This is a genomic window from Pseudomonas sp. p50(2008) (assembly GCF_015351605.1).
Classification (GTDB): domain Bacteria; phylum Pseudomonadota; class Gammaproteobacteria; order Pseudomonadales; family Pseudomonadaceae; genus Aquipseudomonas.
In genome coordinates this window covers 340,270-365,809 of record NZ_JACMYF010000007.1, presented here as the reverse complement: position 1 = coordinate 365,809, position 25,540 = coordinate 340,270, and the positions used below count along the sequence as shown (strand labels likewise).

Annotated in this window: 30 protein-coding genes and 1 riboswitch; of the genes, 12 read left to right on the top strand and 18 right to left on the bottom strand. The window is 58.9% G+C overall.

Annotation, left to right across the window (positions count from 1 at the left end; all coding sequences use genetic code 11):
* Positions 1 to 31 precede the first annotated feature (31 nt).
* From H7698_RS21375 to H7698_RS21330, 10 genes are all read right to left on the bottom strand, one after another.
* Positions 32 to 535, bottom strand: a complete 504-nt coding sequence (locus H7698_RS21375; RefSeq protein ID WP_194692740.1) for a DUF2878 domain-containing protein — start codon at positions 533 to 535, stop codon at positions 32 to 34.
* Positions 528 to 1,799 carry an SAM-dependent methyltransferase gene (locus tag H7698_RS21370; RefSeq protein ID WP_162439677.1) on the bottom strand — a complete coding sequence of 424 codons (1,272 nt, stop codon included), beginning with the start codon at positions 1,797 to 1,799 and terminating at the stop codon, positions 528 to 530. Before H7698_RS21370 ends, H7698_RS21375 begins: the two co-directional genes overlap by 8 nt.
* Complete coding sequence (locus H7698_RS21365) at positions 1,786 to 2,601, bottom strand: DUF1365 domain-containing protein (protein ID WP_194692739.1); 816 nt, start codon at positions 2,599 to 2,601, stop codon at positions 1,786 to 1,788. The genes H7698_RS21370 and H7698_RS21365 overlap by 14 nt, the downstream gene beginning before the upstream one ends.
* Entirely contained in the window at positions 2,598 to 3,845 is a 1,248-nt protein-coding gene (locus H7698_RS21360; RefSeq protein ID WP_194692738.1) for an NAD(P)/FAD-dependent oxidoreductase, read from the bottom strand. The genes H7698_RS21365 and H7698_RS21360 overlap by 4 nt, the downstream gene beginning before the upstream one ends.
* Complete coding sequence (locus H7698_RS21355) at positions 3,842 to 4,624, bottom strand: SDR family NAD(P)-dependent oxidoreductase (protein ID WP_194692737.1); 783 nt, start codon at positions 4,622 to 4,624, stop codon at positions 3,842 to 3,844. Before H7698_RS21355 ends, H7698_RS21360 begins: the two co-directional genes overlap by 4 nt.
* A 13-nt stretch (positions 4,625 to 4,637) precedes the next feature.
* On the bottom strand, positions 4,638 to 6,071 hold the full coding sequence (gene phrB, locus H7698_RS21350; protein ID WP_194692765.1) for a deoxyribodipyrimidine photo-lyase: 1,434 nt from the start codon (positions 6,069 to 6,071) through the stop codon (positions 4,638 to 4,640).
* Between the two features lie 32 nt (positions 6,072 to 6,103).
* The gene (locus H7698_RS21345; protein WP_194692736.1) at positions 6,104 to 7,045 is read right to left on the bottom strand and encodes a MerR family transcriptional regulator; all 942 of its coding nucleotides are present in this window, start codon (positions 7,043 to 7,045) and stop codon (positions 6,104 to 6,106) included.
* Positions 7,045 to 8,004, bottom strand: coding sequence for a YbgA family protein (locus H7698_RS21340; RefSeq protein WP_194692735.1), 960 nt, complete (start codon positions 8,002 to 8,004; stop codon positions 7,045 to 7,047). The genes H7698_RS21345 and H7698_RS21340 overlap by 1 nt, the downstream gene beginning before the upstream one ends.
* Before the next feature lie 112 nt (positions 8,005 to 8,116).
* Positions 8,117 to 8,332 carry a TIGR02450 family Trp-rich protein gene (locus H7698_RS21335; RefSeq protein WP_194692734.1) on the bottom strand — a complete coding sequence of 72 codons (216 nt, stop codon included), beginning with the start codon at positions 8,330 to 8,332 and terminating at the stop codon, positions 8,117 to 8,119.
* Positions 8,329 to 9,315, bottom strand: a complete 987-nt coding sequence (locus H7698_RS21330) for an NAD(P)/FAD-dependent oxidoreductase (protein WP_194692733.1) — start codon at positions 9,313 to 9,315, stop codon at positions 8,329 to 8,331. Before H7698_RS21330 ends, H7698_RS21335 begins: the two co-directional genes overlap by 4 nt.
* A gap of 196 nt (positions 9,316 to 9,511) precedes the next feature.
* Here H7698_RS21330 and H7698_RS21325 point away from each other — a divergent pair, with 196 nt between their 5' ends.
* Positions 9,512 to 10,414 carry a TIGR01777 family oxidoreductase gene (locus H7698_RS21325; RefSeq protein WP_194692732.1) on the top strand — a complete coding sequence of 301 codons (903 nt, stop codon included), beginning with the start codon at positions 9,512 to 9,514 and terminating at the stop codon, positions 10,412 to 10,414.
* 13 nt (positions 10,415 to 10,427) lie between these two features.
* Positions 10,428 to 11,453, top strand: coding sequence for a ferrochelatase (hemH, locus tag H7698_RS21320; RefSeq protein ID WP_194692731.1), 1,026 nt, complete (start codon positions 10,428 to 10,430; stop codon positions 11,451 to 11,453).
* 127 nt (positions 11,454 to 11,580) lie between these two features.
* On the opposite strand, the gene H7698_RS21315 is transcribed toward hemH, so the two are convergent.
* Positions 11,581 to 12,855: a uracil-xanthine permease family protein gene (locus H7698_RS21315; protein WP_194692730.1), complete on the bottom strand. Its 1,275-nt coding sequence runs from the start codon at positions 12,853 to 12,855 to the stop codon at positions 11,581 to 11,583.
* Positions 12,856 to 12,857: 2 nt separating this feature from the next.
* The gene (gene upp, locus H7698_RS21310; protein WP_162437175.1) at positions 12,858 to 13,496 is read right to left on the bottom strand and encodes a uracil phosphoribosyltransferase; all 639 of its coding nucleotides are present in this window, start codon (positions 13,494 to 13,496) and stop codon (positions 12,858 to 12,860) included.
* 162 nt (positions 13,497 to 13,658) lie between these two features.
* Here upp and H7698_RS21305 point away from each other — a divergent pair, with 162 nt between their 5' ends.
* The 4 genes from H7698_RS21305 to H7698_RS21290 all read left to right on the top strand — a co-directional run bounded on the left by H7698_RS21305 (position 13,659) and on the right by H7698_RS21290 (position 15,727).
* Positions 13,659 to 14,216 (top strand): hypoxanthine-guanine phosphoribosyltransferase, encoded by a 558-nt coding sequence (locus tag H7698_RS21305; protein ID WP_162437176.1) that lies wholly within the window; start codon positions 13,659 to 13,661, stop codon positions 14,214 to 14,216.
* Positions 14,217 to 14,219: 3 nt separating this feature from the next.
* Positions 14,220 to 14,693 (top strand): WbuC family cupin fold metalloprotein, encoded by a 474-nt coding sequence (locus H7698_RS21300; protein WP_194692729.1) that lies wholly within the window; start codon positions 14,220 to 14,222, stop codon positions 14,691 to 14,693.
* 197 nt (positions 14,694 to 14,890) lie between these two features.
* Entirely contained in the window at positions 14,891 to 15,376 is a 486-nt protein-coding gene (locus H7698_RS21295; RefSeq protein ID WP_162437178.1) for a hypothetical protein, read from the top strand.
* 63 nt (positions 15,377 to 15,439) lie between these two features.
* On the top strand, positions 15,440 to 15,727 hold the full coding sequence (locus tag H7698_RS21290; protein WP_157713313.1) for a PA4642 family protein: 288 nt from the start codon (positions 15,440 to 15,442) through the stop codon (positions 15,725 to 15,727).
* A gap of 227 nt (positions 15,728 to 15,954) precedes the next feature.
* On the opposite strand, the gene mqo is transcribed toward H7698_RS21290, so the two are convergent.
* Entirely contained in the window at positions 15,955 to 17,463 is a 1,509-nt protein-coding gene (gene mqo / locus H7698_RS21285; RefSeq protein WP_162437179.1) for a malate dehydrogenase (quinone), read from the bottom strand.
* Positions 17,464 to 18,197: 734 nt separating this feature from the next.
* Positions 18,198 to 18,431: a hypothetical protein gene (locus tag H7698_RS21280; RefSeq protein ID WP_162437180.1), complete on the bottom strand. Its 234-nt coding sequence runs from the start codon at positions 18,429 to 18,431 to the stop codon at positions 18,198 to 18,200.
* Positions 18,432 to 18,631: 200 nt separating this feature from the next.
* Here H7698_RS21280 and H7698_RS21275 point away from each other — a divergent pair, with 200 nt between their 5' ends.
* The gene (locus H7698_RS21275; RefSeq protein ID WP_194692728.1) at positions 18,632 to 19,216 is read left to right on the top strand and encodes a YajG family lipoprotein; all 585 of its coding nucleotides are present in this window, start codon (positions 18,632 to 18,634) and stop codon (positions 19,214 to 19,216) included.
* A gap of 77 nt (positions 19,217 to 19,293) precedes the next feature.
* On the opposite strand, the gene H7698_RS21270 is transcribed toward H7698_RS21275, so the two are convergent.
* Entirely contained in the window at positions 19,294 to 19,500 is a 207-nt protein-coding gene (locus H7698_RS21270) for a hypothetical protein (protein ID WP_010458215.1), read from the bottom strand.
* 192 nt (positions 19,501 to 19,692) lie between these two features.
* On the opposite strand from H7698_RS21270, the gene H7698_RS21265 reads away from it, so the two are divergent.
* The gene (locus H7698_RS21265; protein WP_194692727.1) at positions 19,693 to 19,971 is read left to right on the top strand and encodes a hypothetical protein; all 279 of its coding nucleotides are present in this window, start codon (positions 19,693 to 19,695) and stop codon (positions 19,969 to 19,971) included.
* A 175-nt stretch (positions 19,972 to 20,146) separates the two neighbouring features.
* On the opposite strand, the gene H7698_RS21260 is transcribed toward H7698_RS21265, so the two are convergent.
* Positions 20,147 to 21,313: a 1-acyl-sn-glycerol-3-phosphate acyltransferase gene (locus H7698_RS21260; protein WP_194692726.1), complete on the bottom strand. Its 1,167-nt coding sequence runs from the start codon at positions 21,311 to 21,313 to the stop codon at positions 20,147 to 20,149.
* Between the two features lie 140 nt (positions 21,314 to 21,453).
* Between H7698_RS21260 and H7698_RS21255 the strand changes: the two genes are divergently transcribed.
* From H7698_RS21255 to H7698_RS21240, 4 genes are all read left to right on the top strand, one after another.
* Positions 21,454 to 21,636, top strand: coding sequence for a CPXCG motif-containing cysteine-rich protein (locus tag H7698_RS21255; RefSeq protein ID WP_162437184.1), 183 nt, complete (start codon positions 21,454 to 21,456; stop codon positions 21,634 to 21,636).
* A gap of 10 nt (positions 21,637 to 21,646) precedes the next feature.
* On the top strand, positions 21,647 to 21,907 hold the full coding sequence (locus tag H7698_RS21250) for a putative signal transducing protein (protein ID WP_162437185.1): 261 nt from the start codon (positions 21,647 to 21,649) through the stop codon (positions 21,905 to 21,907).
* Positions 21,908 to 21,942: 35 nt separating this feature from the next.
* A complete protein-coding gene (locus H7698_RS21245) occupies positions 21,943 to 22,566 on the top strand; it encodes an SOS response-associated peptidase (RefSeq protein WP_194692725.1) in 624 nt (207 codons plus the stop codon).
* Between the two features lie 164 nt (positions 22,567 to 22,730).
* Positions 22,731 to 23,549: a M48 family metallopeptidase gene (locus tag H7698_RS21240; protein ID WP_162437187.1), complete on the top strand. Its 819-nt coding sequence runs from the start codon at positions 22,731 to 22,733 to the stop codon at positions 23,547 to 23,549.
* Positions 23,550 to 23,671: 122 nt separating this feature from the next.
* Here H7698_RS21240 and H7698_RS21235 read toward each other — a convergent pair whose 3' ends face one another.
* Together H7698_RS21235 and H7698_RS21230 are read right to left on the bottom strand one after the other, a co-directional pair.
* A complete protein-coding gene (locus tag H7698_RS21235; protein WP_194692724.1) occupies positions 23,672 to 24,256 on the bottom strand; it encodes a TMEM165/GDT1 family protein in 585 nt (194 codons plus the stop codon).
* An 89-nt stretch (positions 24,257 to 24,345) separates the two neighbouring features.
* A riboswitch (yybP-ykoY riboswitch) is annotated at positions 24,346 to 24,470 on the bottom strand.
* Positions 24,471 to 24,521: 51 nt separating this feature from the next.
* On the bottom strand, positions 24,522 to 25,520 hold the full coding sequence (locus tag H7698_RS21230) for a class I SAM-dependent methyltransferase (RefSeq protein ID WP_162437189.1): 999 nt from the start codon (positions 25,518 to 25,520) through the stop codon (positions 24,522 to 24,524).
* Between the last annotated feature and the right edge of the window lie 20 nt (positions 25,521 to 25,540).

Below are 25,540 nucleotides of genomic sequence, written 5' to 3'. Positions count from 1 at the left end.
ACCTTGTGAGTGTAAAAGGCCTGACAGACGTTTAACGATGGGTGTCCGAAGCCAGTCGCTGGGCCATGAAATGCAGCGTGGGAAATAGCATCGCCCACAGTGCGCCGATGCCGATCAGTGTCACCCATGGTCCGTAGGGAAATTGCACCCCCGCCAGTTGGCTGCCTGCGTAATACGACAGCGGCCCACCGATCGCGCCCAATGCACTGGCGAGCCACCACGGATGGGCGCTCCAGGCCAGGCAATGGCGCAAGGTCGTCGCCAGCAGCGCCCATAGCAGCATCAGCCATAGCGGTATGAGGGGTGCCACATCGGCGAAATCGAACACCCCCAACCAGCGCAATGTACTGTCCACGGTCGTGCCCAACAGAACCACGCTGAGGATCAGTCGGCCTTCATCCGCCCAACGACTTATCCACAGCAGATGAATCACTAACGCTGCCAACGGCACCAACAACCAAAGACTGTTGCCACCAACCACGCACGCGAACCAGCCCAATTGGAACAACGCGGCGTTGGTCAGGCGTTCAAGCATCGAAACGGCCCAGCAGCGGTGCGGTGATTGCTGACGGTTTGGCCAGCAGCAATTGCGCCGTGCCGATGGTGCGCTCCAGGAAACCACCTTCGCAGTAACACAGGTAAAACTCCCACAGGCGCAGGAAATAATCGTCGTAACCCAATTCGCTCAGGCGGCCGTGGGCCCGGCGAAAGTTCTCGTGCCACAGGCGCAGTGTCCTGGCGTAATGCAGGCCGAAATCTTCCATGTGCAGCAGGTTCATATCGGTGTCGCGGCTGACGATCTCCAGCATCTTTTGCACGCAGGGCAGGGCGCCGCCGGGGAAGATGTAACGCTGAATGAAGTCGACGTTGCTCTTGGCCTGTTCGTAGCGTTGATCGCGAATGGTGATGGCTTGCAACAGCATCAGTCCGTTGCTCTTGAGCAAATGCGCGCATTGCTTGAAGTAGGTCGGCAGAAAGCGATGCCCGACGGCTTCGATCATCTCGATCGACACCAGCTTGTCGTATTGGCCCGTCAGGTCGCGGTAATCGGACAGCAACAGCGTCACCTGATCTTGCAGCCCGAGCGCTTCAATACGTTGCGCAGTGAAGGCGTATTGCTCTTTGGAAAGCGTCGTGGTGGTGACTTTGCAGCCATATTGCTGCGCGGCATACAGCGCCATGCTGCCCCAACCTGTGCCGATTTCCAGCAAGTGATCGGTCGGCTTGAGCGCCAGCTTCTGACAAATCCGCTCCAGCTTGTTCAGCTGCGCTTGCTCAAGGCTGTCTTCGGGCGTCAGGAACTGGGCGGCCGAATACATCATGGTCGGATCGAGAAACTGTTCAAACAGGTCGTTGCCGAGGTCGTAATGGGCGGCGATGTTCTTTTGCGAACCCTTGCGGGTATTGCGGTTCAGCCAGTGCAGTCCTTGAACGAAGGGCCGGCCGAGTTTCGCCAGGCCACCTTCCAGCGCGTCCAGCACGTCAAGGTTGCTGACAAATACCCGCACCACCGCCGTGAGGTCGGGCGAACTCCAGTAGCCATGAATAAACGCTTCCCCGGCACCGATCGAACCGTTGCTCGCCACCAATCCCCACGCTGCGGCATTGAGGATCTGAATCTCTCCCAGCAAGTGACTGCCCTGGGTGCCGAAAACGTGGCGTTCGCCGTCTTCGACCACCACCAGTTGCCCGTGTTTGAGGTGTGCCAGCTGACGCAGTACGCCCCGACGCAACAGCGTTCCGGTCAGGCCGTTGGTACTGAGCAGGGGGGCTTTGGCCGTGACGCTAGAGGATTTCATGGCGGCGATCCTTGGGGGGAACTGTGGCGATTTGAAAGCTGCCGTCGGCAGGTCGATGAGCAAAAATCGGTGTGCCCTTGAGCAGCAGTCGAAGGGCTTGCCAGTAAATCGCCAGGCAGGTTTTCGCGGTCATCCACGGAAAACGCCGCAGGTAACGGTGCAGGCTGGCGCGATCCAGGGCCTCACGTTGCAGATTGAGCGTGGCGTCGAAGAGCTTCAGTTCGCCCTGCCAGTCAGCCATGTGCACGCCGAGTTTTTTCGCGGCCGGGCTGAAGCTCATTCGGTATTCAAGGTCCCGGGGCAAAAACGGCGAGACGTGAAAGGCCTTGGCCACGGCGAAGTGCTGATGGAAGTCGCCCAGATCTTCCGGGGTCTTGGCCGGCAGCACGTAGTGATAGCGTTCGCGCCAGGGCGTGTTGCTGACTTCGCAGAGAATCGCTGCCAGTTGACCGTCCGCTTCATGGCAATAGAAAAAGCTCACCGGATTGAACGACAGGCCCCAGCTACGGGCTTGAGTCAGCAGGCAGATCGAGCCTTGGGGAACATGTCCGAGCGCTTCCCCGACCTGCAGGCGCACTGCATCGATCAGACGCATGCCGCGGCGGGTGTAGGTTCTGAGGTAATCGGTTTCGCGAAATGAGAATGGCGAAAAGCGACTATTGCCCGACATCGGCGATAACCCCAGTACTTCGTCCTGCTCGTCGAGGTCCAGGTACAACAGACCGATCCGGTAGCGGAATTCATGACGCCGCGGGGCGAATCGGCGATGGGCGATCCAGCCGCTGTAGAGGGCGCTGTTCACAGCTGCTCTCCAAACGCATGGGCAACCCGCAACGCACTGACTACGCCATCCTCGTGAAAACCGTTGGCCCAATACGCGCCGCAATACCAGGTGTGCTCAATGCCGTTCAATTCTTCCCAACGCCCCTGTGCGGCAACGGCAGCCAGGCTGTATTGCGGATGCGCGTAGGTGTACTTGGCAAGGACCTTGAAGGGACTGATGCCCGCGCTCTGGTTCAGGCTGACACAAAACGTGATGTCGCTCTGGATGCCTTGCAGGATGTTCATGTCGTACGTTACGGCGGCCCGTGTATGGCCTGGGCCACCGAGGCGGTAATTCCAGCTGGCCCAGGCAAGTTTGCGCTGGGGTAGCAGGCGCGTGTCGGTGTGCAGCACCACCTCATTGTCGGCATAGGGCAGGGCGCCGAGGATCGATTGTTCGGCGTCGCTCGGTGCCGCCAGCAGTTTCAGTGCCTGATCGCTGTGGCAAGCGAACACCACTTTGTCGAACCGCTCGATACCGGCGGCGCTGTGGATAACTACACCCTCCTCATCGCGCTCGACCCGGGTCACGGCGCAATTCAACCGAATGCGTTCACGGAACGAAGCGGTCAACGGTTCGATGTAGGCGCTAGAGCCGCCTTCGATCACCTGCCATTGCGGCCGATTGTTGATGGACAGCAAGCCGTGATTCTTGAAAAACCGTACAAATAACTGCAACGGAAAACCGAGCATGTCGGCCATGGACATCGACCAGATCGCCGCGCCCATCGGGACGATGTAATGCAGGATGAAACGCTCACCATAGCCACCGGCCTTGAGGTAATCATCCAGCGTGGTGTCGATGTCGATCCGCTCTTCCTGGAGGTCGCGTAGCGCCTCCTTATTGAAGCGCTGGATGTCACGCAACATGCCCCAGAACCCAGGGGACAACAGATTGCGCCGCTGGGCGAAGAGGCTGTTGAGGTTGTTGCCGTTGTACTCCAGGCCACTGTCCGGATCGGTGACCGAGAAGCTCATCTCGGTGGGTTTGAAGCCCACGCCAAGCTGTTCCAGCAAGCGAATGAAATTGGGGTAGGTCCAGTTATTGAATACGATGAACCCGGTGTCCACGGCGTAGCTTCGACCCTCGACCGTCACGTCCACGGTGTGGGTGTGCCCGCCGACCCAGTCGCTGGCTTCGAACACAGTGATCTCGTGACTGCGGTTGAGCAGGTAGGCGCTCGTCAGCCCCGAGATACCGCTGCCGATGATGGCGATGTTCACGGTGTGTCCTTGATGGGCGGATTGCTGCGCACCATGCGTTTGCCGATCTCGAGCTGAATGCGATTGGGCAATTTCGACAGCGGCCACAGGGCGGCCATGAACAGCGCCGGAAACGCAATCTCCAGTGGACGGTTCGCAAGTTTGGCGAAAATGTGCCGCGCGGCTTTATCCACAGGCCAGCTGAGGGGCATCGGGAAATCGTTTTTGGCCGTGAGCGGTGTATCGACAAAGCCCGGGCTGACCACCGTGACCTCGATGCCCTCAGACGCCACATCAATGCGCAGCGATTCGAACAGGTAACGAAGGCCCGCCTTCGAAGCGCCATAGGCCTCGGCTCGGGGCAGCGGAAGGTAAGTCACCGAGCTTGCCATGCCGACCAGATGCGGCGCAGTCCCGGCGCGCAACAAAGGCAAGGCCGCTTCGATGCAGTAGGCGCTGGCGAGCAGATTGGTCCGCACCACGTGCTCGATGATCGAAGCATCGAACTGCTGGGCATCGACGTATTCGCACGTACCGGCGTTAAGAATCACGGTGTCCAGAGATCCCCAGGCTTCAGCAATCTGTTCGCCGATCTCTCGCACTTTCTGGCTGTTGGTCAGATCACCAGGCACGACCAGCACTTGCCCCGGATAGCGTTGGGACAAGACTTTCAACGGCGCCACCGAGCGTGAGCTTACGGCCAGGTGTGCGCCGGTCTTTAGTATCTCTTCAGCCAGCGCAGCACCGATACCGCTGCTGGCGCCAGTCAACCAATACCGTCGTGGAGGTGTAAGGCTCATCCCAATCTCCTTTTCAATCTTGCGCCTGCCGCGAGGGCAGGTTTTTGAATGCGGCCAGGGCACGCTGTCGAGACGTGCTCAGGTTGACGATGGGCGATGGATAATCCGCCACGCCGAACAATCCGCCGACGTCTGCCGGGTTGTGCACTTGTTTCTTGTCCAGTCCGGCCAGCTCAGGCAGCCAGTGCTTGATGAACACGCCTTCGGCATCGAATTTCTCGGACTGGCTCAGCGGGTTGAATATCCGGAAGTAGGGCGCCGAGTCGGTGCCGGTGGATGAGCTCCACTGCCAGCCACCGTTGTTTGCTGCCAGGTCGCCATCAATCAGGTGGCGCATGAAAAAGCGTTCACCTTCGCGCCAGTCGATCAGCAGGTTTTTGGTCAGAAACATCGCCACCACCATGCGTAGGCGGTTGTGCATCCAGCCGGTTTCAAGCAGTTGGCGCATGGCTGCGTCGATGATCGGCAGCCCGGTGCGGGCCTGCTGCCAGGCCAACAGTTCATCCGGGGCGTCGCGCCACGCCAGCGCTTCGGTCTCCGGGCGAAACGCACGGTGACGAGAAACCCGTGGGTAGCCCACCAGGATGTGTTTGTAGAATTCACGCCACAGCAGTTCATTGATCCAGGTGACTGCGCCAACGTTGCCGCTTTCGAATTCCCCTTGATTGCTTTGCAAGGCCGCGTGCAGGCACTGGCGAGGGGAAACGACCCCGGCCGCCAGATAGGCTGACAGTTGACTGGTGCCCGGTTTGGCGGGGAAGTCGCGCTCGTTTTTGTAGTAATCGATCTGGGCGTCGGCGAAGGCATCGAGACGCAGACGGGCTTGCGCTTCGCCGGCAGGCCAGAGTGCTCGCAGCTGTTCGCCGGGCGTTTCGAAACCCTCGACACTGGCAGGAATCTTGTCGCTGGCGATGTCTAGCGAATCCTGCGCTGCGGGTTTCACGACCATGGCGGGTATCGAGCGGTGCAGACGTTCGTAGCAGACCTTGCGAAATTGACTGAAGACCTGAAAGTAGGTCCCGGTCTTGGTCAGCACGCTGCCAGGTTTGAAAAACAGCTGATCGAGATAGCTGTAAAAACCTATGCCTTCGGCCTTCAGAGCTTCGCCAACCTGCTCGTCACGCCGGCTTTCATTAATGCCGTACTCCTCGTTGACGTGGACCGCTTCGACCTTCAATTGCTGGCAGAGATCGAGCAAGACCTTCGGTGCGTCATCCCACCGTGACGCCTCGCGAATCAGCAGGGGGATGTTCAATTCGCCCAATGCGCGGCTCAATTCGCTCAGGTTGCGCAGCCAGAAATCCACTTTGCACGGCGCGTCGTCATGCTCCAGCCATTGCTGCGGGCTCAACACATACACCGCCACGCACGGGCCGCGCGCCGCAGCCGCGCTGAGCGCCGTGTTGTCGAGTAGGCGCAAGTCGCTGCGCATCCAGATCAATTGCATGGTGGTGTCCGTACTTTTATTAAGAGTCGCCATTAAATGAGCCCCTGCTGAACGAGGTTCTGGTGAGCCGACAAGGGATCTTCGGCCAGAAACAAATCAGCGATCTCAGAGGTTCTTACGGACAACTCGGCGCAATGGATGCATACCGTTGGGCCGGCAATGATTTTTGGGCAACTCACGCCGCTCAAAAGTTTCTCCAGCTGCGGCAGGTTCATGGCTTTGCTGGAATACAGCAGCACGCCGCGAGCCTTCAAATGATCCACCGCCAGCGCCAGTTCACCCGCCGGCAGCGGCCAGTCGAACACCTCGACCGGGCAATCGGCGCTACTGACCAGCCAGGCGGTGAGCCACAGGTCAGGCTCCAGCGGCAGGTCCGAGTGATTGATCAACAGCAGCGGCGCGGTGCGTAGTTGACGGTTGTTGTGGTAAATGCGCGCGCCAAATTTGCTGCGCAGCCAGGAATAAAAAAACACGCGCTCCATTTGCGCGCCGAACTGGCCCTTCCAGCGTTGCTCCAGGTCCGCCAACAGCGGCATCAGTAACTGCTCGCACAAGGTGCGTGGCGGGTACAGCGCCATCGCCTGATTGACGGTGTCGTCCAGGGTGCGCTCGTTAAGCTGCGTTACGGCTTGCAGCAACGTATGCCGCAGTACGTGCCAATCGCTTTCGACGGGTACGTTCAAGGCTTGTGGGGTATCGAGCAGTTGCTTGACCTGACTGACGGCCACGCCACGATTGAGCCAGGTGAGAATCGTCAGGATGCGTTGCACGTGCTCGGCCGAGAACAGCCTATGACCTTTGGGCGTGCGTTGGGGCACGATCAGTCCATAACGACGTTCCCAGGCACGCAAGGTGACGGCGTTGACGCCGGTCTGCCGCGCGACTTCGCGGATGGGCAGCCAGCCTTCGTCGAGCGCTTTTTTGAAATCATCGCCCAGGTCTTCGCTGGCGCTGGTGTCGAGTCGGTCGTTCATTAGATCGCGTTTCGCAGGCTGAGGTTTTCCGGGTGCGGTTGCAGGTAAACCTGTTGCGCAATGTAGGGATCCGGATGTTGGCGGAAGTAGTGTTTGAGCAGCGTCAAAGGCACCACCAGCGGCACGATGCCGTGGCGGTATTGGCCGATAACGTGCTGCACTTCCTGTTTGTCTTCAGCGCTGATCACCTGCTTGAGGTAACCACTGATGTGTTGCAGGACGTTGCTGTGGGTGCGTCGCGTGGCGCATTTCTTCAAGGCCGCCATCAGCTCGCTGAAATAGCGCGGGCCCAACTCGATCGGGTCAGTCTGACCCATGTTCCCCAGCAAGTTGCCCAGGGTTTTGTACTGCACCGGGTTGTGGGCCATTAGCAAGTATTTGTAGCGCGAGTGAAAGTCGGTGAGGCCGCGGCGGGTCAGGCCTTCTTTCAACAGTTGTTGCCAGGCGCTGTAGGCGAAAACCCGCGTCAGGAAGTTCTCGCGCAGCACTGGATCATTCAGCCGCCCGTCTTCCTCCACCGGTAAATCAGGGTGCCGTGAGCAGAAAGCCTGGGCGTAGATACCGCGTCCACCGCCATCCACAGGTGCACCGTTGGCGTGGTAGACCTTGACCCGGTCCAGGCCGCAGGAAGGGGATTTCTGCATGAAAATGTAGCCGCAGATGTCCTCCAGCTCCGCCGCCATTTTTTCACCGTATTCAGCCAGTGGCCGAGTGACGTTGAGTTCTGGAAGGACGGTGCCGACGGCTTGGGGTTGTTCAGGATCGCCGATCAGGCGAATCGGTTGGCGAGGAATGCCGAGGCCAATGGCGACCTCTGGGCAAACCGGGACGAAATCGAAGTATTCAGTGAGGGTGCGACTGCACAGGCGAGATTCTTTGTGCCCGCCGTTAAAGCGTACTTCGGCGCCCATCAGGCAGGCGCTGATGGCAATCTTCGGTTTCACGGTGGCAGGGATCATCGGAACACCTCGAATCTAAACTTGTACAGATGCGAGGTTCTGTACAACATAAGCTCATCATAGATTCGAAGCTGTACAAGTCAAATTATTTGTATAGGTTTTTACCGGCCTCCTACAACCAACCCATTTTCCACTGGTCCTGATTGCGAAGGCCCTGCCATTCAAACCGTTCGCAGCGCTTGGTCAACACCGCCTGGATTTCAACTTCCAGCACGACGCCTTCCTCATCACGGAACAGCTCGGTCACCAGAAAATGTTTTTCACGGTTTTGCGGGTGGGCTGCTGTCCACTTCGACAGCAGCAATTTGCCTGGATTGATGCGGTTCACTGCAGGTGCTCGTGCAAGCGGCGGGCGGCTTCCTGGCCGCTGAGCCAGGCGCCTTCTACGCGGCCAGACAAGCACCAGTCGCCACAGGCATACAAGCCCAGGTCGGCGTCGGCCAGTGTGCCCCATTCGTGACTGGTGGCGGGGCGGGCGTAGAGCCAGCGGTGGGCCAGGCTGAACGTCGGCGCGGGCATGGCGCTGTGCAGCAGCTCGGCGAAGGCCCCATGCAATTGTTCGATCACGGCTTCCTTGGACAGGTCGATGTGCTGTCGGCTCCACGCGCTCGTGGCATGCAGTACCCACGTGTCCAGCGTGTTGTCACGCCCGGGTTTACTGCGGTTGCGGGCCAACCAATCGAGCGGGCTGTCTTGCACGAAGCAACCTTCCATGGGGGTATCCAGTGGCGTATCGAAGGCCAGGGCAATTGCCCAGGTCGGGTCCATCTTCACCCCGGCAGCCGCCCCGGCAAGCTTCGGTGCAGAGGCTAGCAATGCCGTCGCCTGAGGGGCTGGCGTGGCGATGACCACATGACTGAACGGGCCGTGAGTGAAGCCTTCGGCGTCTTGCAAATGCCAGTGCTCTTCTCCGCGATAGACCTCGGTGATGCGACAGGCGAATTGCACTTCAAGATTGCCGAGCAGGCCACGGGTGATCGCGCTCATGCGCGGCGTGCCGACCCAGCGAGTCTGTTCATCCGGTGACAAATTGAGCTGCCCACCGTGATAGGTATAAAGCTGCGGCGTCCACTCGGCGACCCAGCCAAGGGTTTGCCAACGCTGGACCTCTGTAACGAACCGACGGTCACGCGCCGTGAAGTACTGCGCGCCCATGTCCAGAGCACCAGCGTCACTGCGCTTGCTCGACATGCGTCCGCCGCTTCCGCGACTTTTATCGAAAAGTTGAACGACATGCCCGAGCTCTGTCAGGGCTTGGGCGGCTGAGAGCCCGGCGATGCCGGTGCCGATGATTGCGATAGGTACAGTCATAGGGGCCTCGTTTACCTTTCTGTACAGACTACGCTGGGGTTGAAACCTGTACAATATTGTTTTTTGGTATAACTTTTAGCGTTCTAGTTCTGACAGGTTGGCCTATTGTTAAACACAGACACTGCCCGATACCAAAGATCCCTGCTTATAAAAATAGACTAGTGAGCAGGATAAAAGGCCACGCGAGGAAGAAGTCATGCACATATTGCTGACCGGCGGTACTGGTTTGATAGGACGTCAGCTCTGCCGACACTGGCTGAGCGAGGGACATAGCCTGACGGTCTGGAGCCGCGAGCCGGAAAAAGTCGCGAAAATCTGTGGTCCCAAGGTGCGCGGAATTTCCCGATTGGAGGACATCGGCCAGGAAACGGTGGACGCCATCATCAATCTTGCCGGCGCGCCAATTGCAGATCGTCCATGGACGACCAAGCGCAAGGCGTTGTTGTGGAGCAGCCGGATTACGCTGACCGAACACCTGCTGGCCTGGCTCGAGACTCGCGAGCAGAAACCCGACGTGCTGATTTCCGGTTCTGCTGTCGGTTGGTATGGCGATGGGGGCGAACGGGAATTGACCGAGGAATCGGCACCGGTCATCGATGATTTCGCCAGTCAGCTGTGCATCGCCTGGGAGGAAACCGCCCAGCGTGCCGAGGCCTTGGGTATTCGCGTGATCCTGGTTCGTACGGGGTTGGTGCTATCGGCCGATGGCGGCTTTTTGTCGCGCCTGTTGCTGCCATTCAAACTGGCGCTGGGCGGGCCTATCGGCAATGGTCGGCAGTGGATGCCGTGGATTCATATCGACGATCAAATCGCCTTGATTGATTTTCTTCTGCATCAGAAAAATGCCAGCGGTCCTTATAATGCCTGCGCACCGAAACCGGTGCGCAACAGCGAGTTCGCCAAGACCCTGGGTGCTGTGCTGCATCGTCCCGCGTTCATGCCGATGCCGGCCCTGGCATTGAAGGTGTGCCTGGGTGAGCTGTCATTGCTGTTGTTGGGCGGCCAAAAGGCCATGCCGGTCCGCTTGCTGGAAGCGGGTTTCACTTTCCGGTTCACTGATTTGCGCGCGGCTCTGGACGACCTGTCCAGCCGCCTTTGAAATAGGACGTTGCATGACCGATCACGCATTGCTTCTGGTCAACCTGGGCTCACCGGCCTCCACTTCGGTGGCGGATGTGCGCAGTTACCTCAATCAATTTCTGATGGACCCGTATGTGATCGACCTGCCGTGGCCGGTGCGCCGTTTGCTGGTATCGCTGATTCTGATCAAGCGGCCGGAGCAGTCGGCCCATGCCTACGCGTCCATCTGGTGGGAGGAGGGCTCCCCGTTGGTGGTGCTCAGCCGTCGCCTGCAACAGGCGATGACCCCGCAGTGGACACATGGGCCTGTTGAGCTGGCGATGCGTTACGGCGAGCCGTCGATTGAGACCAAACTGTTGCAGCTCGCCGCTCAAGGCCACAAACGCATCACCCTTGCACCGCTTTATCCACAGTTCGCCGACAGCACCGTGACCACGGTGATTGAAGAAGCCAAACGCGTCGTGCGCGAGAAGAAACTCGACGTACAGTTCTCGATTCTCCAGCCGTTTTACGATCAGCCGGAATACCTTGATGCGCTGGTCGCCAGTGCCAAGCCGTATCTGGCGCAGGATCACGATCACTTGCTGCTGAGTTTTCATGGTTTGCCGGAGCGACATCTGACCAAGCTCGACCCCACCGGCCAGCATTGCTTCAAGAATGAGGATTGCTGCAAGAACGCTTCGCCTGAAGTGTTGGCCACCTGTTATCGCGCGCAATGCCTGCGCAGCGCTGCCGAGTTCGCCAAACGCATGGGGCTGCCGGACGGTAAATGGTCGGTGTCGTTCCAGTCGCGCCTGGGCCGGGCGAAATGGATCGAACCCTACACCGAAGCCCGTCTGCACGAACTGGCCAAAAGCGGCGTGAAGAAAATACTGGTGATGTGCCCGGCGTTCGTTGCCGATTGCATCGAGACGCTGGAGGAGATTGGCGATCGCGGGCTGGAACAATTCCGCGAAGCGGGAGGGGAAGAACTGGTGCTGGTGCCTTGCCTCAACGATGACCCGCAGTGGGCGCGGGCGTTGACTGCCTTGTGTGAGCGAGCGCCGCTGGCGCTATAAATTGTGGCGAGGGGATTAGCGAAACGTCGCACCGCCCCGTTGGGTCGCGAAGCGGCCCCAAAAAAATGGGACTGCTGCGCAGTCCAACGGGGATGAATCCCCTCGCCACAGGTGTATCTGTGCGCTGTTAAAGCAGCGGCTCATCCGCCTTCTTGTGCTTCCAGCTGTCATTGCCTGGCAGTAGCAGATTCAGCGCAATCGCCACCACCGCGCTCAGCGCGATGCCTTTGAGACCGAAGTCGTCCGGGCCTGTCCCGGTACCGACCAGCACACCGCCAATCCCGAACACCAGGGTCACCGAAACAATCACCAGATTGCGTGCCTCGCCCAGGTCGATCTTGTGGCGAATCAGCGTGTTCATGCCCACCGCCGCAATCGAACCGAACAACAGGCAGAGAATCCCGCCCATCACCGGCACTGGAATGCTTTGCAGCAGCGCACCGAACTTGCCCACAAACGCCAGGCTGATGGCAAAGATCGCCGCCCAGGTCATGATTTTCGGGTTGTAGTTCTTGGTCAGCATCACCGCGCCAGTCACTTCGGCGTAGGTGGTGTTGGGTGGGCCGCCGAACAGACCGGCTGCGGTGGTCGCAATCCCGTCACCGAGCAGGGTGCGATGCAAGCCAGGCTTTTTCAGGTAGTCGCGACCGGTCACGCTGCCGACGGCAATCACACCGCCGATGTGTTCGATCGCTGGCGCCAGGGCCACCGGAACGATAAACAGAATCGCCTGCCAGTTGAATTCCGGCGCAGTGAAGTGCGGGATGGCGAACCAGGGTGCCGCGGCGATCTTGGCGGTATCCACTACACCGAAGTAGAAGGCCATGGCGAAACCGACCAGCACGCCGGAAATGATCGGCACCAGGCGGAAGATGCCTTTGCCGAACACCGCTACGATCAACGTGGTGAGCAATGCCGGCATCGAGATCAGCATCGCCGTCTGGTAATGAATCAGTTCAGAGCCATCGTCAGCCTTGCCCATCGCCATGTTGGCGGCAATCGGTGCCATGGCCAGGCCGATGGAGATGATCACCGGACCAATCACCACCGGTGGCAGCAGCCGGTCGATGAAACCGGTGCCTTTGATCTTCACGGCCAGGCCGAGAAAGGTATAGACGAAGCCTGCCGCCATGACGCCGCCCATGGTCGCCGCGAGCCCGAACTGGCCCTTGGCAAGAATGATCGGGGTGATGAAGGCAAAACTCGATGCCAGAAATACCGGTACCTGACGGCCGGTGACGATCTGGAACAGGATCGTCCCCAGCCCTGCGGTAAACAGCGCTACGTTCGGGTCGAGACCGGTGATCAGCGGCATCAACACCAGGGCGCCGAACGCTACGAACAGCATCTGTGCGCCGGACAACACCGTGCGCCAGAGCGGATCGTTGAACTCTTCCTGCATGCTCAAGCGTCCTTCTGCTTGGTGCCGAAGATCTTGTCACCCGCATCGCCGAGGCCCGGAATGATGTAACCGTGCTCGTTCAGTCGTTCGTCGATGGATGCGGTGTAGATGGTCACGTCCGGGTGAGCCTTCTCCACGGCGGCAATGCCTTCGGGCGCGGCAACCAGCACCATGGCGCGGATGTCGCGGCAACCGGCTTTTTTCAGCAGGTCGATGGTGGCAACCATGGAGCTACCGGTGGCGAGCATCGGGTCGATGATCATTGCCAGGCGCTCGTTGATTTCCGGGACCAGTTTTTCCAGGTAGGTGTGTGCCTGCAACGTTTCTTCATTGCGGGCCACGCCCACGGCGCTGACTTTGGCGCCCGGGATCAGGCTCAGCACACCTTCAAGCATGCCGATGCCGGCACGCAGGATCGGCACGACGGTAATTTTCTTGCCGGCGATTTTCTCGACCGACACGGTTCCGCACCAGCCTTCGATATCGTAGGCTTCCAGCGGCAAGTCTTTGGTGGCTTCATAGGTCAGCAGGGCACCGACTTCCTGAGCGAGCTCACGGAAATTCTTGGTGCTGATGTCTGCGCGGCGCATTAGGCCTAGTTTATGGCGGATCAGCGGATGGCGGATCTCGAGGATGGGCATGGGAAAAGCTCCGGCGGCGGGCAAAAAAAGCGGCCTAGATTAATCTATCCGAGAGTGTTGTCCTATAGACATAGAGTACGTTAGTCCACAAACGCTTGATCTGGCCGGGCGGGATGCGTACCTTTGCCCGCTTTTCCCGAATACGTCCCCCTGGAGAGCGCCATGTCCGCTGATCTCGAGCATATCCGTCAAATCATGCGAGAGGCTGACTGCCTGTACACCGAAGCTGAAGTCGAGGCGGCCATCGCCCGCGTCGGTGCGCACATCAACGAGCAACTGGCTGACAGCAATCCGGTGGTGTTCTGTGTGATGAACGGCGGCCTGATTTTCGCTGGCAAGCTGCTCACCCATCTGCAATTCCCGCTGGAAGCGTCCTACCTGCACGCCACCCGTTATCGCAACGAAACCAGCGGCGGTGACCTTTTCTGGAAAGCCAAGCCGGAAGTTTCGTTCATCGACCGTGATGTGCTGATCATCGACGACATCCTCGACGAAGGTCACACCCTGGGTGCGATCATCGACTTCTGCAAACATGCCGGCGCACGCAAAGTGCACACCGCGGTACTGATCGACAAAGACCACGACCGCAAGGCTCGCCCGGACCTGAAAGCCGACTTCGTCGGTCTGCCGTGCATCGACCGTTATATCTTCGGTTACGGCATGGATTACAAAGGTTACTGGCGCAACGCCAACGGGATTTTTGCCGTTAAAGGAATGTAATCAATGACCACGCCGAGCTTTCTTGATCAAACGCTGTTCGCTGAGTTGGCCGAGAAAGCCGCGGCTAATCCCCGTGGGCGTCAACATCACAACTTCCATCAGATGGACGATGCTTGCCATCGCATGGCCGTCGGGTTGCAGCCGAGTACCTATATCCCGCCACATCGGCACCTTGGCGAGAACAAGGCCGAAACCTTGCTGGTCCTTAAAGGCCGGCTTGGCGTGTTGATCTTTGATGAGTCGGGCGGGGTAGTCAGCAAGCGCATCCTGCAGGCCGGTGGCGATTGTATCGGCGTGGACCTGCCCACTGGCGTGTTCCATGGCCTGGTGGTGCTGGAAGCCGACAGCCTGATGTTCGAATGCAAGGCCGGTCCTTATCGCCCGGTCGGCGACGGTGAGCTGGCAGATTGGGCGCCGCGCGAAGGCCAGCCGGGCGTTGCCGAGTATCAGGCCTGGATGCGCGCGCAGTTTGATTGAGCGCCTGACAGCACCAAACTCCCTGTAGCAGCTGCCGAAGGCTGCGTCCGTCGGCGAAGCCGTCGTGAGATCAGGCAGCAGTGTGTGTCAGGAAAAATGTAGATTCAGGATTAACGACGGCTCCGCCGCCGGACGCAGGCTTCGCCAGCTGCTACAGGTATGCGTTACAGTGCTCGGCTTCATCTCCGGAGCCCGTCATGAGCCTTTTGATTCGCTGCTTCGCCGTACTGATGCTGGCTTTCAGCCTGCCGCTGGCAGCCGCCCCTGCACCCATGCATGCCCAGTTCCTGCCACCGGATGACCTGAACCTGCGTGACGCCGAACCGGACCTGCAACAGTTGCTGCAGGTTACGGAATACTCGGTAGTGGTGGGCAGTCAGCGCCAATCCAACCAGCAACCGATTCCCGTGACGTCACCGTTGATGATCCGCCTCAAGGGCAAGTCCTTGAACAAGGGGGCGACCATCAATCAAGTGCTGGTCAACTTCGACGGCGAAAGCAAAAGCCTGAAAAAGCCGATCTACGACGATAAAACCAGGACGCTGACGCTTTACTACCCGATGGCACAGTACCGGGTGGTGATCGATCTGCTGCGCAATGACACGGTGTATTGCCAATTCCTCAGCTATGCCAACGGCCATATCTGGGCGGATTTGCACACCGGCAGTGTTCGTCCGCGTTGAGTGCGGCGCCAAGGGAGGGGTAAACTGCCCGCCCCGTGAAATGTCTGCGAGCTGGAGTCAGCAATGCGTAAAGATAAGAAGCAAGTGATTGGTGACGAGATCGGCGATGAGCAGATCAAGTTGTTTCTCGATTTCGAGCCGGTCGACGCCACTTCGCCGTCGCTGCACAAACTGATCAAAGCCTACCGTGGCCTGCGTATCGATGACTTCGAGCGTTTTCTGACCTTCTTCGTCGAGGCGGGTCATGACCTGGACGGCAAGGACGAGCACGGCAATGATTTTGTTGCGGTGATCAAGGATCAGCGCAATGCGGCCGAGTACATTGAGCTGATCGCCAAGGCTCGTGGCTGATTGTATACGAAGCGAACGAATACCTGTGGCGAGGGGATTCATCCCCGTTGGGCTGCGAAGCGGCCCCAAAATCTGCTGACACGGTATGTCAGACAAAGCATTCAAAAGTTTTGCGACTGCTGCGCAGCCGAACGGGGATGAATCCCCTCGCCACATAAGATGGTGTCGCCAGGCATAAAAAAACGCCCCGGTCTCATTGAGAACGGGGCGTTTTTTATGGGACCGAATCAAGCGTAGCTTTCGGTCTCGCTGCTGGCTTCAACCAGTTCCAGTGCGACGTTATTCTGCGTGTTGATCTTGCGATACAGCGCAGCGTCGGTTTCCAGAACCTTTTCCCGGGCCGGGAAGATTTCTGCCAGCTTGGCAGCCCATTCAGTGGATGCCTTGTTCGGGAAGCATTTTTCGATCAGCTCAAGCATGATCGAAACCGTCACCGAAGCACCTGGCGAAGCGCCGAGCAGTGCCGCCAGGGAACCGTCCTTGGCCGCGACCAGCTCGGTGCCGAACTGCAGCACGCCGCCTTTTTTCGGGTCTTTCTTGATGATCTGCACCCGTTGGCCGGCCACTTCCAGGCGCCAGTCTTCGGCTTTCGCTTCAGGGTAGAAACGACGCAGGGAGTCCAGGCGCTGTTCCATCGACTGCATCACTTCGCTGACCAGATATTTGGTCAGGTCCATGTTGTTTTTCGCCACCGCCAGCATCGGGCCGATGTTGCCGGCGCGAACCGACATCGGCAGGTCCATGAAGGAACCGTGCTTGAGGAACTTGGTGGTGAAGCCGGCGTAAGGCCCGAACAACAGCGACTTCTTGCCATCGACGACACGGGTGTCCAGATGCGGCACGGACATCGGTGGCGAACCCACGGCTGCCTGGCTGTACACCTTGGCCTGGTGGTGCTTGACCACTTCCGGGTTGTCGCAGCGCAGCCACTGGCCACTGATCGGGAAGCCGCCGAAGCCTTTGCTTTCTTCAATGCCCGAAGCCTGCAGCAGCGGCAGTGCTGCGCCGCCTGCGCCGAGGAAGACGAACTTGGCGTCGACTTCACGGGTGTTACCGCTGTTCACGTCCTTGATGCTGACGGTCCAGCCACCGTTGTTGCGCTTGAGGCCGGTCACTCGCTTGCAGTACTTGACCTGGGCATCGGGTGCGCTGGTCAGGTGCTTGAGCAATTGATTGGTCAGGGCGCCAAAGTTGACGTCGGTGCCGTTCATCACGCGAGTGGCCGCGATGACTTCGTCAGCCGGACGGCCTGGCATCATCAGCGGCATCCACTCGGCCATGGTGGCCTTGTCTTCGGTGTATTCCATGTCCGAGAAAGCGTGGTGCTTGCTCAACACATTGAAGCGTTCCTTGAGGAAGGACACGCCACCGTCACCTTGCACGAAGCTCAGGTGTGGGACCGGGCTGATGAACGATTTGCACGAGCCGAAGGTGCCTTTTTTGGTCAGGTACGACCAGAACTGCTTCGACACCTCGAACTGGGTGTTGATGTGCACGGCTTTCTTGATGTCGACGGTGCCGTCGGCGGCCTGCGGCGTGTAGTTCAGCTCGCACAGCCCGGCGTGACCGGTACCGGCGTTGTTCCACGGGTTGGAACTCTCCGCGGCACCGGAATCCATCAGCTCGACGACTTCCAGCTTGATCGCGGGGTCGAGTTCTTTGAGCAGTACGGCGAGGGTGGCACTCATGATGCCGGCCCCTACGAGTACTACGTCGACTGCTTCGTTATGCGCCATTTAACGCGTCTCCAAAATCTGCAGCACCAAATTGTCGGTATGGCTGCCAGGCGTTCCGGGGCGAGTCAGTGATGCCCCTGGTACTCATGGCACTGTCGCCATGTCCGAATCTTCGCAATTTATCGCAACTTCGACGGACGCTACCGGCCGGGATAATGAGGTCTATGAACTCATTTCAACGCGCGACTGGCAATTCGACTTATGGTCGATACATCCGTTTGTGCAACCAAATCCGTAGCGGACAGGCTTCAGGCTCCGGTGTTCGAGGAGTACTCGGTCCTGTGTCGTTGGGCTGTTTCAGACGCTAATGGTGCATGTTCAGACGCAAAACTATTCATTTGCTCGCCACACTCTTGTGAAGTTGTGAAAACCCGTTTTTTTCACGCTCTTTTGAAGACGTGAACCTCAAAAAGGGCTGTCCCAGCCTGGCACTGTGCCCGGATGGATCGCCGTCATGGGTTACATGACCGGCAAAACGGGCAGACAGCTCAGTGACCGAGCGTAATGACAGCTCTGCAGATTCGCGAAAAGTGGGTTTTTTGCTTGAAGAACAGCAAGCGCCAGCTTCACACGATCTGTGTGGGCGGCTCTCTGTGGGCGGTATCGAGGGTCAATACAAGCGCATTGACAATGCTGCGGGGCCCGATCAGGAGACGTCCTTATAATCGGGGGGAGATTGTAACGAAGAAACGCGGGGAAATGGTCGTCAATAATGACTTTTATTAGGCGTCCGGTCAGGTGGTCAACAGTTGTTGGGCCCGTGAGCGAGTCTGGCGCTGGCGGACCCGGGCACTTGGGGGCAGGGGATGGTGCAGCCAATTGAGGCGGATTTCTTCGATTTCGACCCAGCCGTCACCCATTGGCTGGAGGCTGCACTGCTTGAATGCCTGGCAATGACCGTTGCGATCGAGCAGGGCGAAGCAGCGATGCAGCGGACGGGGTGCGAACAGCGAGATGAGGTAGCGCATGGCCAGGTTCCTTGTTGGGGGACTGATGCGAAGGTTGCCAGTGGGTCGTGACGTGCAAGTGTATGGGCGGTGACAGATCTGTGACATGAACCGCAGTCTGATAGACGTGTCAGATTTATCTGTAATTGTTGCGCTGGTTTGCCCCGGTGGCGCACCGCTATACTGCCGGCCTGTTTGTGCCTGATTCTGGAGAGAAGAGCATGTTGCAACGCTTGTTGTTCGGTTTGATTACTGTGACCAGTTTGACCCTCGTCGGCTGCGCCCATAGCCCGCAGCAACTGAGCCCGGAGCCGAGGCTGACCACTCAGCTGGCGCCGGTTGGCCATGGTCAGCAGGTGGTGGTTCGTGTGGTGGATGGTCGTCCGTCGCCAACCCTGGGCACCCGTGGCGGTATGTACCCTGAAACCAGCGCGATTACTGTGCAGGGCGCACAGATCCTGCCGAAGTTGCAGGCTCAGGCCGAAGCGGCCGTGCGCCTTCTGGGCTTCACGCCGGTCAGCAACGGCATGAACGCGCCGCAGTTGACCGTGACGCTGGCCGAACTGAAGTATCAGTCGCCCAAGGAAGGCATGTACGTGACGGAAGCCACCATTGGCGCGACGTTCCGCTCGGATGTGCAGAACGGTGGTCGTCGTTACAGCGGTCGTTACGGCGCATCCCTGGATCAGCGTTTCGGTATGGCGCCGAATCAGGAGACCAACACCAAGCTGGTCAGCGATGTGTTGAGCGATGCGTTGACCCGCCTGTTCAAAGACCCGTCAGTGGGTCAGATTCTCGGCCAGTAAATTTTCGCGAGACGAAAAAAACCCGGTGCCAGAAATGGCCCGGGTTTTTTTATGGCTGATACAGAGCCCTTCTGTGGTCAGGCAGCTTGCGAATAAAAGTCCAGCACGCTCACGCCCGTCAGCAAATCGGTCTCCGGCAAGTCCGCGTGCTGATGACCGCCCAATGCGCAATACACCAGCCAGTGGCGGTCTTGAACGTTGAAGGCGAGGCTTCCCACGAGGTTCTGTTGTTCGTCGCTTTGGGCGATGAGGTAGAGACGATCCTGGTTTTCGGCGTGCAGCATGACGGTTTCCCTGTCGGTTTCGAGGGGCGCCAGACTGCCGCAATTAGATGACGTCGCCGTGACACAAGGCAGTATTGGGTCAGTTGCTTCGTTATTTGTCGGAAAGGAAGGGCAAGCGAAGAGGCTTTCGGTAGAATCTGCCGCGCGGTCGCCGGTCCGGCGCTGCCACAGCTGTTTTGCTTGAGGTCCGTGATGTCGCTGCATTTGATGACGCTGTTTACCGCCCATCCCGCCAAATTGATCAACCTGCTGGCCCTGCTGCTTGCCTTTCCCGGCGGCTGGTTGCTGCACGCTACGCGTCGTCGCGAGCAACGCGCGCTGGCCAGTCTTGCGTCTCAGCGCCAGAGCCGCCCGAGCGAAGAGCCGATCCTGGATTGGGCAACCTTGCGCATGAACCGTTTTTTCTATCGATTCGGCTTTGCCTGCCTGGGGCTGGCGTTGCTCGTTTCGTGGATCAGCACGCGCGTCTGAAGCACGGCCACAAATTCCTGTGGCGAGGGGACTTGTCCCCGTTCGGCTGCGCAGCAATCGTAATTCAAGTGCCCGATCAGTCTGAAAATGTGATTTCAGTTTTAGGGCCGCTTCGCAGCCCAACGGGGACAAGTCCCTCTCCACGGGGGATCGTTATCGTATCCAGCCAAAAACGTTAAAGCGGCAATCCCGCCTTAACCCGGTACTGATTGCGCACCGGTGTCGCATATTGCTGAACCAGGAACGGGCGATGCTCCTGAGGGCATTCATCCAGGCGACGTTGCCATTCTTCCTGGGCCTTGGCCAGTTCGTCGGCCGCAAACACTTCGGCGGCTTTCGGCACCTGCAATTGCGGGTCGGCGTCTTGCCATTGGGCGTATGCCAGGTAATGCACCGGGAACAAGCGATAACCACCCAGAATCTGCTTGTCCATTTCGATCGCCAATTGCTTGGTGTCGTCGAACATCTGCGTGATCGGTGCGGCAAAATTCACGTGGACTCGACCCTTGTACCCGGTAATGCCTTTGGCAATGCTCACATCATCCTCGCCCGGCACCTTGGTGTAGGTGCCAGTGGTGGCGCGGATAAAGAGTTCGCGAGCCTTGGCCTGATCGCAGGGATCGTATTCGTAACTGATCGACACCGGGGTCACATTCAGGGACCGGATGACTTCGCCGAACGGCTCGTCCTTGCGACTCATGTGAAACATCTTGAGGATCGCCGACTCGGTACGGTCGTCACCGTCTTTGGCCCGACCTTCAGCCTGGGCAATCCAGATCGAGGCGCAATCGTTGCGGATCGAGTGGTTGATGTACGCCGACAGCAGCTGATAAGCCGCCATTTTTTCGCGCCGACCAGTGATCGAGCGATGCACGATAAAACTCTTGTTGAGGCGCATCAGGTCGCTGACGAACGGCTTCTGCAGCAGGTTGTCGCCGATGGCGATACGCGGGGTCGGCAGGCCGGCGTGGTACACGGCATAGTTGACGAATGCCGGGTCCATGACGATGTCGCGATGGTTGGCGATGAACAGGTACGCACTGCCGGACTTGAATTGTTCCACGCCGCTGTAGGTCACGCCGTCGGTGGCGCGCTCGATGGTGTGGTCGACGTAAACCTCGACTTTGTCCTGCAGCGTAGCCACCGAATTGACGCCGGCGAACTCACGGCGCAACCGATGAGCTATAAGAGGTTTGAGCGCCCAGCCTAAAGCACCGGCAAAGCGCGGGAAGCGAAAGTGGGTGAGGATATCTAGAAACGCCTTGTCGCTGAGCAGCCGAGCCAGCACCGCTGGGACTTCGCTGTCGTCGTAAGGTCGGATGGTATCGAATTCGCCCATCATGCTCTCTTGTTAGAAACGGCTAGGGTAAGTAAAGGTTTTGATCGAAAACCAACAGGGCACGGTCTGAAAAAGTTAGACAGACAAAAATAGCCCTGCAAATAGACCGGCGATTATACGCACAAGTCACTTGGGAGACCGCGATGCTGGAATCGGCACTGTATGAATGTCCGTATTGTGGTGAAGAGGTTGAGACGACAGTGGACTTGTCGGGGGGCGATCAAACCTATATCGAGGATTGTCAGGTGTGTTGTCGACCCATCACATTCGTGTTGCAGGTCGAAGGAGAAGAGTGGCATCTCGAAGTTTTCAGTGAAAACGAGTGAGGGGGCGTCCATGCAGCGAATCTACGAACCGGAAAACCTGATGGAAGGCGAGTTGCTGCAGGGCATGCTGGCCAGCGAAGGCATCGAGGCTCATCTGGAGGGTCGTGACTTGGTCGGTGGCACCGGCGAATTGCCAATCTTCGGGTTGTTGGGGCTGTCAGTGGATAATGACCAGGCCGTATACGCCCGAGAACTGATCACCGCGTACAATGCCGCGCTGCCGCTTCCCGGTGATGAGCCGGAGAGTTTTCCCGGCACGCTGGTCTGTTAGGCTGACGTTCGTTTTATCAAGAGTCGTGCTGCCCCATGTGTGGACGTTATGCCCTGTTTCGCTGGAACCCCGCCTTCGCGGCGCTGCCAGGTTTTCCGGCCGATCAGCAGGCCCATTGGAACATTTCCCCTACCGATTCGGTGCTGATGCTGCGCGCGAACGTCGACGGCCAACGTGAATTGGCCCGTGCCCGCTGGGGTCTGACGCCGCCATGGCTGACCGACCTGTCCCGCACGCCGGCCCATGCCCGGGCTGAAACCGTTGCGGAACAACCGATGTTTCGCGAGGCCTTTCGCCTGCGCCGTTGCCTGCTGCCAGCCAACGGCTTCTACGAATGGCGCGGTACGACGCGTAAACGTCCGTACTGGCTGACGCCGGGAGAAGGCTCGGCGCTGTGCTTTGCGGCGATCTGGGAGGCGTATCCGGTGCAGGAACAGGTCTGGCTGAGCACCGCAGTTATCACCCAGCCGGCGGCGAGTCAGCGTCGTCCGTTGATTCTCGATGCGGCGGGACAGGAAGCGTGGCTCAATCCCGAAACGCCGTTGCATGTGCTGCAGGCGCTGCTGGCCAGTGAGCCCATTCCGTTGCGCGAGCGGGTATTGGCCAATCTGGTGAATGATCCAAAGCTCAATGCGCCGGAGTGTTTAACCCCGGGGTAGGGGCGTCTCTGCAGTTTGTAGACAATCAAAACCGGAAAATCTAAGCCCGTGATCTTTTGATCTTTTCGAGATCTATCTGAAATGTGTTTCGTCACGACGGATGTATCTGGCGCAGATACAATTGCGCGCCTAGGATACGCCGCATGTTTTCAAGGAGCTTTTCGATGAACAAGACATTGGTTTTGTGTGCACTGAGCGCAAGTTTGCTGCTCGCCGGTTGTCAGTCGGTCAACACCACCAGCGGCGGGGCCGTGGGCGTTGAGCGCAAGCAATACATGTTCAGCATGTTGTCGACGGACGAGGTCAACCAGATGTACGCCCAGTCTTATCAAAAGACCTTGGGTGAGGCGACCAGCAAGGGCGTGCTGGACAAAACCAGTAGCGAAGCCAAGCGCGTGCAGGCGATCGCTGATCGACTGATTGCTCAGGCACCCGTGTTTCGCCCGGATTCGGCGCAGTGGAAATGGGAAGTGAATCTGATCAAGAGCGATGAGCTCAACGCCAACTGCGGGCCTGGCGGCAAGATCATTTTCTACACCGGTCTGATCGACAGCCTGAAACTCACCGATGATGAAATCGCTGCCATCATGGGCCATGAAATCGCTCACGCCTTGCGCGAGCACGGTCGTGAAGCGATGTCCAAAGCCTATGGCATCGAGATGGCCAAGCAGGGGGCAGGTGCATTGTTCGGTCTCGGCCAGGACAGCCTGGCGCTGGCGGACACCGTGGCTAACTACGGTATGACGCTGCCCAACAGTCGCTCCAACGAAAACGAAGCTGACCTGATCGGTCTGGAATTGGCAGCCCGCGCCGGTTACAACCCGAACGCCGCGATTACCTTGTGGAACAAGATGTCCAAGGCGTCGGAAGGCTCGCCACCGGAGTTCATGAGCACTCACCCGGCCTCGGCCAGTCGCATTGCTTCGCTGCAGGCGGCGATTCCGAAAGTCATGCCTCTGTACGAGAAAGCGCCGAAGTCCTGATGTTGATTCATCGTCCATAAGGGCCTCATCGCCAGCAGGCCGGCTCCCACAGGGAAATGCATTCCAATTGGGAAGCTGGCCTACTGACGGTGAACGATAACGCGGTCTACCCAACTACCGCGTCAGATCCAGCCACTGCTCTGCATCGCCTTGTACACCGCGACAATCGCCAGGATGAAAAACGCCGACGCCGCGAGGCGACGGATAAGGGTCAACGGCAGTTTGTGCGCCGCAAAGTTACCCGCCAGAACCACCGGTACGTTGGCAATCAACATACCCAGGGTGGTACCGATGATCACCAGCCACAATTCCGGGTATTGCGCCGCGAGCATCACGGTCGCGACTTGGGTTTTGTCGCCCATCTCGGCGAGGAAGAACGCGATCAGCGTGGTCAGGAATGGCCCGAATTTACGCGCGGTACTGGCTTCGTCGTCATCCATCTTGTCCGGCACCAGGGTCCACAACGCCGTCGCGGCGAAGCTCACGGCAAGGATCCAGTGCAACATCGAATTCGAGAAGAAACCTCCGACCCAGGCGCCCACCGCGCCGGCCGCCGCATGGTTGGCCAGGGTTGCGGCGACGATGCCGGCGATGATCGGCCAGGGCTTGCGAAAGCGGGCAGCGAGAATGAGCGCGAGCAGTTGCGTCTTGTCGCCGATTTCGGCCAAGGCAACGATTGCGGTCGGAACGAGTAGAGAATCCAGCATCAGGGGTTTTCCTAAGGGGCGGGTCGACACGGCTATGACACGTACAGCCTTCCCGCCCCGGGTAAGGTGTTCGTGTCATAGGTCTTGTCAAACCCTGCGATCCGTCTGATGCGGACGCTTGGGTCGCATACGCCATGGTCTGAGGACCAAGTATGTTGACGTATGCCGGACGAGCATGGCGCTCGTGGGAGACTACTCCCCTAGGACGGAGCGGATTCTGCCTAGGCAAATCCGATTGGGCAAGCCTCTTTTTTAAAAAGAAATTTCAGCCACGCTTGGCGCGGTAGATCCTGAAACCCTGTCCCTCAGCCTTGATCGCACAGACACCCAGATGCTCTTCGATCAAGGGTTGATACTTCAGGAAGCTATTGGCAACCAAGCGTAGTTCGCCGCCGTTTTTCAGGTGTTTGGCTGCTTTTCGCAGCAAGTTCTCGGTTGCGAAGTAATCGGTGTGCACGCCGACATGGAACGGTGGATTACTCAGAATGGCACTCAGACCCATCGGTGCCGCATCGATACCGTCGCCGGTAATCACGTCGGCCTCCAGGCCATTGGCAGCCAGTGTCAGACGGCTGCTCGCGGCAGCGAAGGCGTCCACGTCGAGCAAGGTGACCTGGTTGTGCGGATACCGCCGCTTGACCGCAGCCCCCAATACCCCGGCGCCGCAACCGAAGTCCAGCAAGTGGCCGCTCGGCAACTTGTCCAGGTGTTCAAGCAGCAGCGCGCTGCCGCGATCAAGCCGACCGTGACTGAACACGCCCGGCAGGCTGATGACTTTCAGCGGACCTTCGGCCAGCGGCAACTCGTAAGTCTGGGCCAGGCTTTCCAAAGATTTGGCTTGTGGCGCATCGGCAACAGTGACCAGCCAAAGCTGACAATGACGCGCGCTGTCGAGCTTGCGCGGCTTGCCAAAGGGGTTGAGCTGCTTGGCGGCGCCTTCGATGCCGCTGCGCTTTTCACCCACCAGGTACAGTTCCCGGCCGGCCAGGCGCGAGGCCAGGGCGTTGAGAATGTAGTCAGTCAGGTCCTTGGACTTGGGCAGAAACACCACCGCGGAATCGAACTCACGCTCAGGCGCCGTCACGCCAAAGTGGCTGCGCTCGGCGAAACGGGCATCGAGTGCTGCTTGATCGCCGGCGTGCCAGCACCAGCCATGGGCGCCAGGCAGGCGAGCGAGCAAATCATCGGCGGGCAAACCGGCCAGTAGCACCGAACCCTGGAATAACTCGGCCTGACGAAGCAGTACTTCACTGCGCGGATCCATAATCTGCTCCCTGAAAAAAA

What these genes read in the sequence shown, in the direction of transcription:
- H7698_RS21250 (WP_162437185.1), top strand. Translation starts at nt 21,647, where the DNA reads ATGCAGCGAATCTACGAACCGGAAAACCTGATGGAAGGCGAGTTGCTG.
- H7698_RS21280 (WP_162437180.1), bottom strand. Translation starts at nt 18,431, where the DNA reads ATGCGCTACCTCATCTCGCTGTTCGCACCCCGTCCGCTGCATCGCTGC.
- H7698_RS21375 (WP_194692740.1), bottom strand. Translation starts at nt 535, where the DNA reads ATGCTTGAACGCCTGACCAACGCCGCGTTGTTCCAATTGGGCTGGTTC.
- H7698_RS21230 (WP_162437189.1), bottom strand. Translation starts at nt 25,520, where the DNA reads ATGGATCCGCGCAGTGAAGTACTGCTTCGTCAGGCCGAGTTATTCCAG.
- upp (WP_162437175.1), bottom strand. Translation starts at nt 13,496, where the DNA reads ATGCCCATCCTCGAGATCCGCCATCCGCTGATCCGCCATAAACTAGGC.
- H7698_RS21290 (WP_157713313.1), top strand. Translation starts at nt 15,440, where the DNA reads ATGCGTAAAGATAAGAAGCAAGTGATTGGTGACGAGATCGGCGATGAG.
- H7698_RS21340 (WP_194692735.1), bottom strand. Translation starts at nt 8,004, where the DNA reads ATGATCCCTGCCACCGTGAAACCGAAGATTGCCATCAGCGCCTGCCTG.
- H7698_RS21345 (WP_194692736.1), bottom strand. Translation starts at nt 7,045, where the DNA reads ATGAACGACCGACTCGACACCAGCGCCAGCGAAGACCTGGGCGATGAT.
- H7698_RS21235 (WP_194692724.1), bottom strand. Translation starts at nt 24,256, where the DNA reads ATGCTGGATTCTCTACTCGTTCCGACCGCAATCGTTGCCTTGGCCGAA.
- H7698_RS21325 (WP_194692732.1), top strand. Translation starts at nt 9,512, where the DNA reads ATGCACATATTGCTGACCGGCGGTACTGGTTTGATAGGACGTCAGCTC.
- H7698_RS21245 (WP_194692725.1), top strand. Translation starts at nt 21,943, where the DNA reads ATGTGTGGACGTTATGCCCTGTTTCGCTGGAACCCCGCCTTCGCGGCG.
- hemH (WP_194692731.1), top strand. Translation starts at nt 10,428, where the DNA reads ATGACCGATCACGCATTGCTTCTGGTCAACCTGGGCTCACCGGCCTCC.
- H7698_RS21255 (WP_162437184.1), top strand. Translation starts at nt 21,454, where the DNA reads ATGCTGGAATCGGCACTGTATGAATGTCCGTATTGTGGTGAAGAGGTT.
- H7698_RS21295 (WP_162437178.1), top strand. Translation starts at nt 14,891, where the DNA reads ATGAGCCTTTTGATTCGCTGCTTCGCCGTACTGATGCTGGCTTTCAGC.
- H7698_RS21275 (WP_194692728.1), top strand. Translation starts at nt 18,632, where the DNA reads ATGTTGCAACGCTTGTTGTTCGGTTTGATTACTGTGACCAGTTTGACC.
- H7698_RS21265 (WP_194692727.1), top strand. Translation starts at nt 19,693, where the DNA reads ATGTCGCTGCATTTGATGACGCTGTTTACCGCCCATCCCGCCAAATTG.
- H7698_RS21240 (WP_162437187.1), top strand. Translation starts at nt 22,731, where the DNA reads ATGAACAAGACATTGGTTTTGTGTGCACTGAGCGCAAGTTTGCTGCTC.
- H7698_RS21260 (WP_194692726.1), bottom strand. Translation starts at nt 21,313, where the DNA reads ATGATGGGCGAATTCGATACCATCCGACCTTACGACGACAGCGAAGTC.
- H7698_RS21305 (WP_162437176.1), top strand. Translation starts at nt 13,659, where the DNA reads ATGTCCGCTGATCTCGAGCATATCCGTCAAATCATGCGAGAGGCTGAC.
- H7698_RS21330 (WP_194692733.1), bottom strand. Translation starts at nt 9,315, where the DNA reads ATGACTGTACCTATCGCAATCATCGGCACCGGCATCGCCGGGCTCTCA.
- H7698_RS21315 (WP_194692730.1), bottom strand. Translation starts at nt 12,855, where the DNA reads ATGCAGGAAGAGTTCAACGATCCGCTCTGGCGCACGGTGTTGTCCGGC.
- H7698_RS21300 (WP_194692729.1), top strand. Translation starts at nt 14,220, where the DNA reads ATGACCACGCCGAGCTTTCTTGATCAAACGCTGTTCGCTGAGTTGGCC.
- H7698_RS21270 (WP_010458215.1), bottom strand. Translation starts at nt 19,500, where the DNA reads ATGCTGCACGCCGAAAACCAGGATCGTCTCTACCTCATCGCCCAAAGC.
- mqo (WP_162437179.1), bottom strand. Translation starts at nt 17,463, where the DNA reads ATGGCGCATAACGAAGCAGTCGACGTAGTACTCGTAGGGGCCGGCATC.
- H7698_RS21355 (WP_194692737.1), bottom strand. Translation starts at nt 4,624, where the DNA reads ATGAGCCTTACACCTCCACGACGGTATTGGTTGACTGGCGCCAGCAGC.
- phrB (WP_194692765.1), bottom strand. Translation starts at nt 6,071, where the DNA reads ATGCAATTGATCTGGATGCGCAGCGACTTGCGCCTACTCGACAACACG.
- H7698_RS21370 (WP_162439677.1), bottom strand. Translation starts at nt 1,799, where the DNA reads ATGAAATCCTCTAGCGTCACGGCCAAAGCCCCCCTGCTCAGTACCAAC.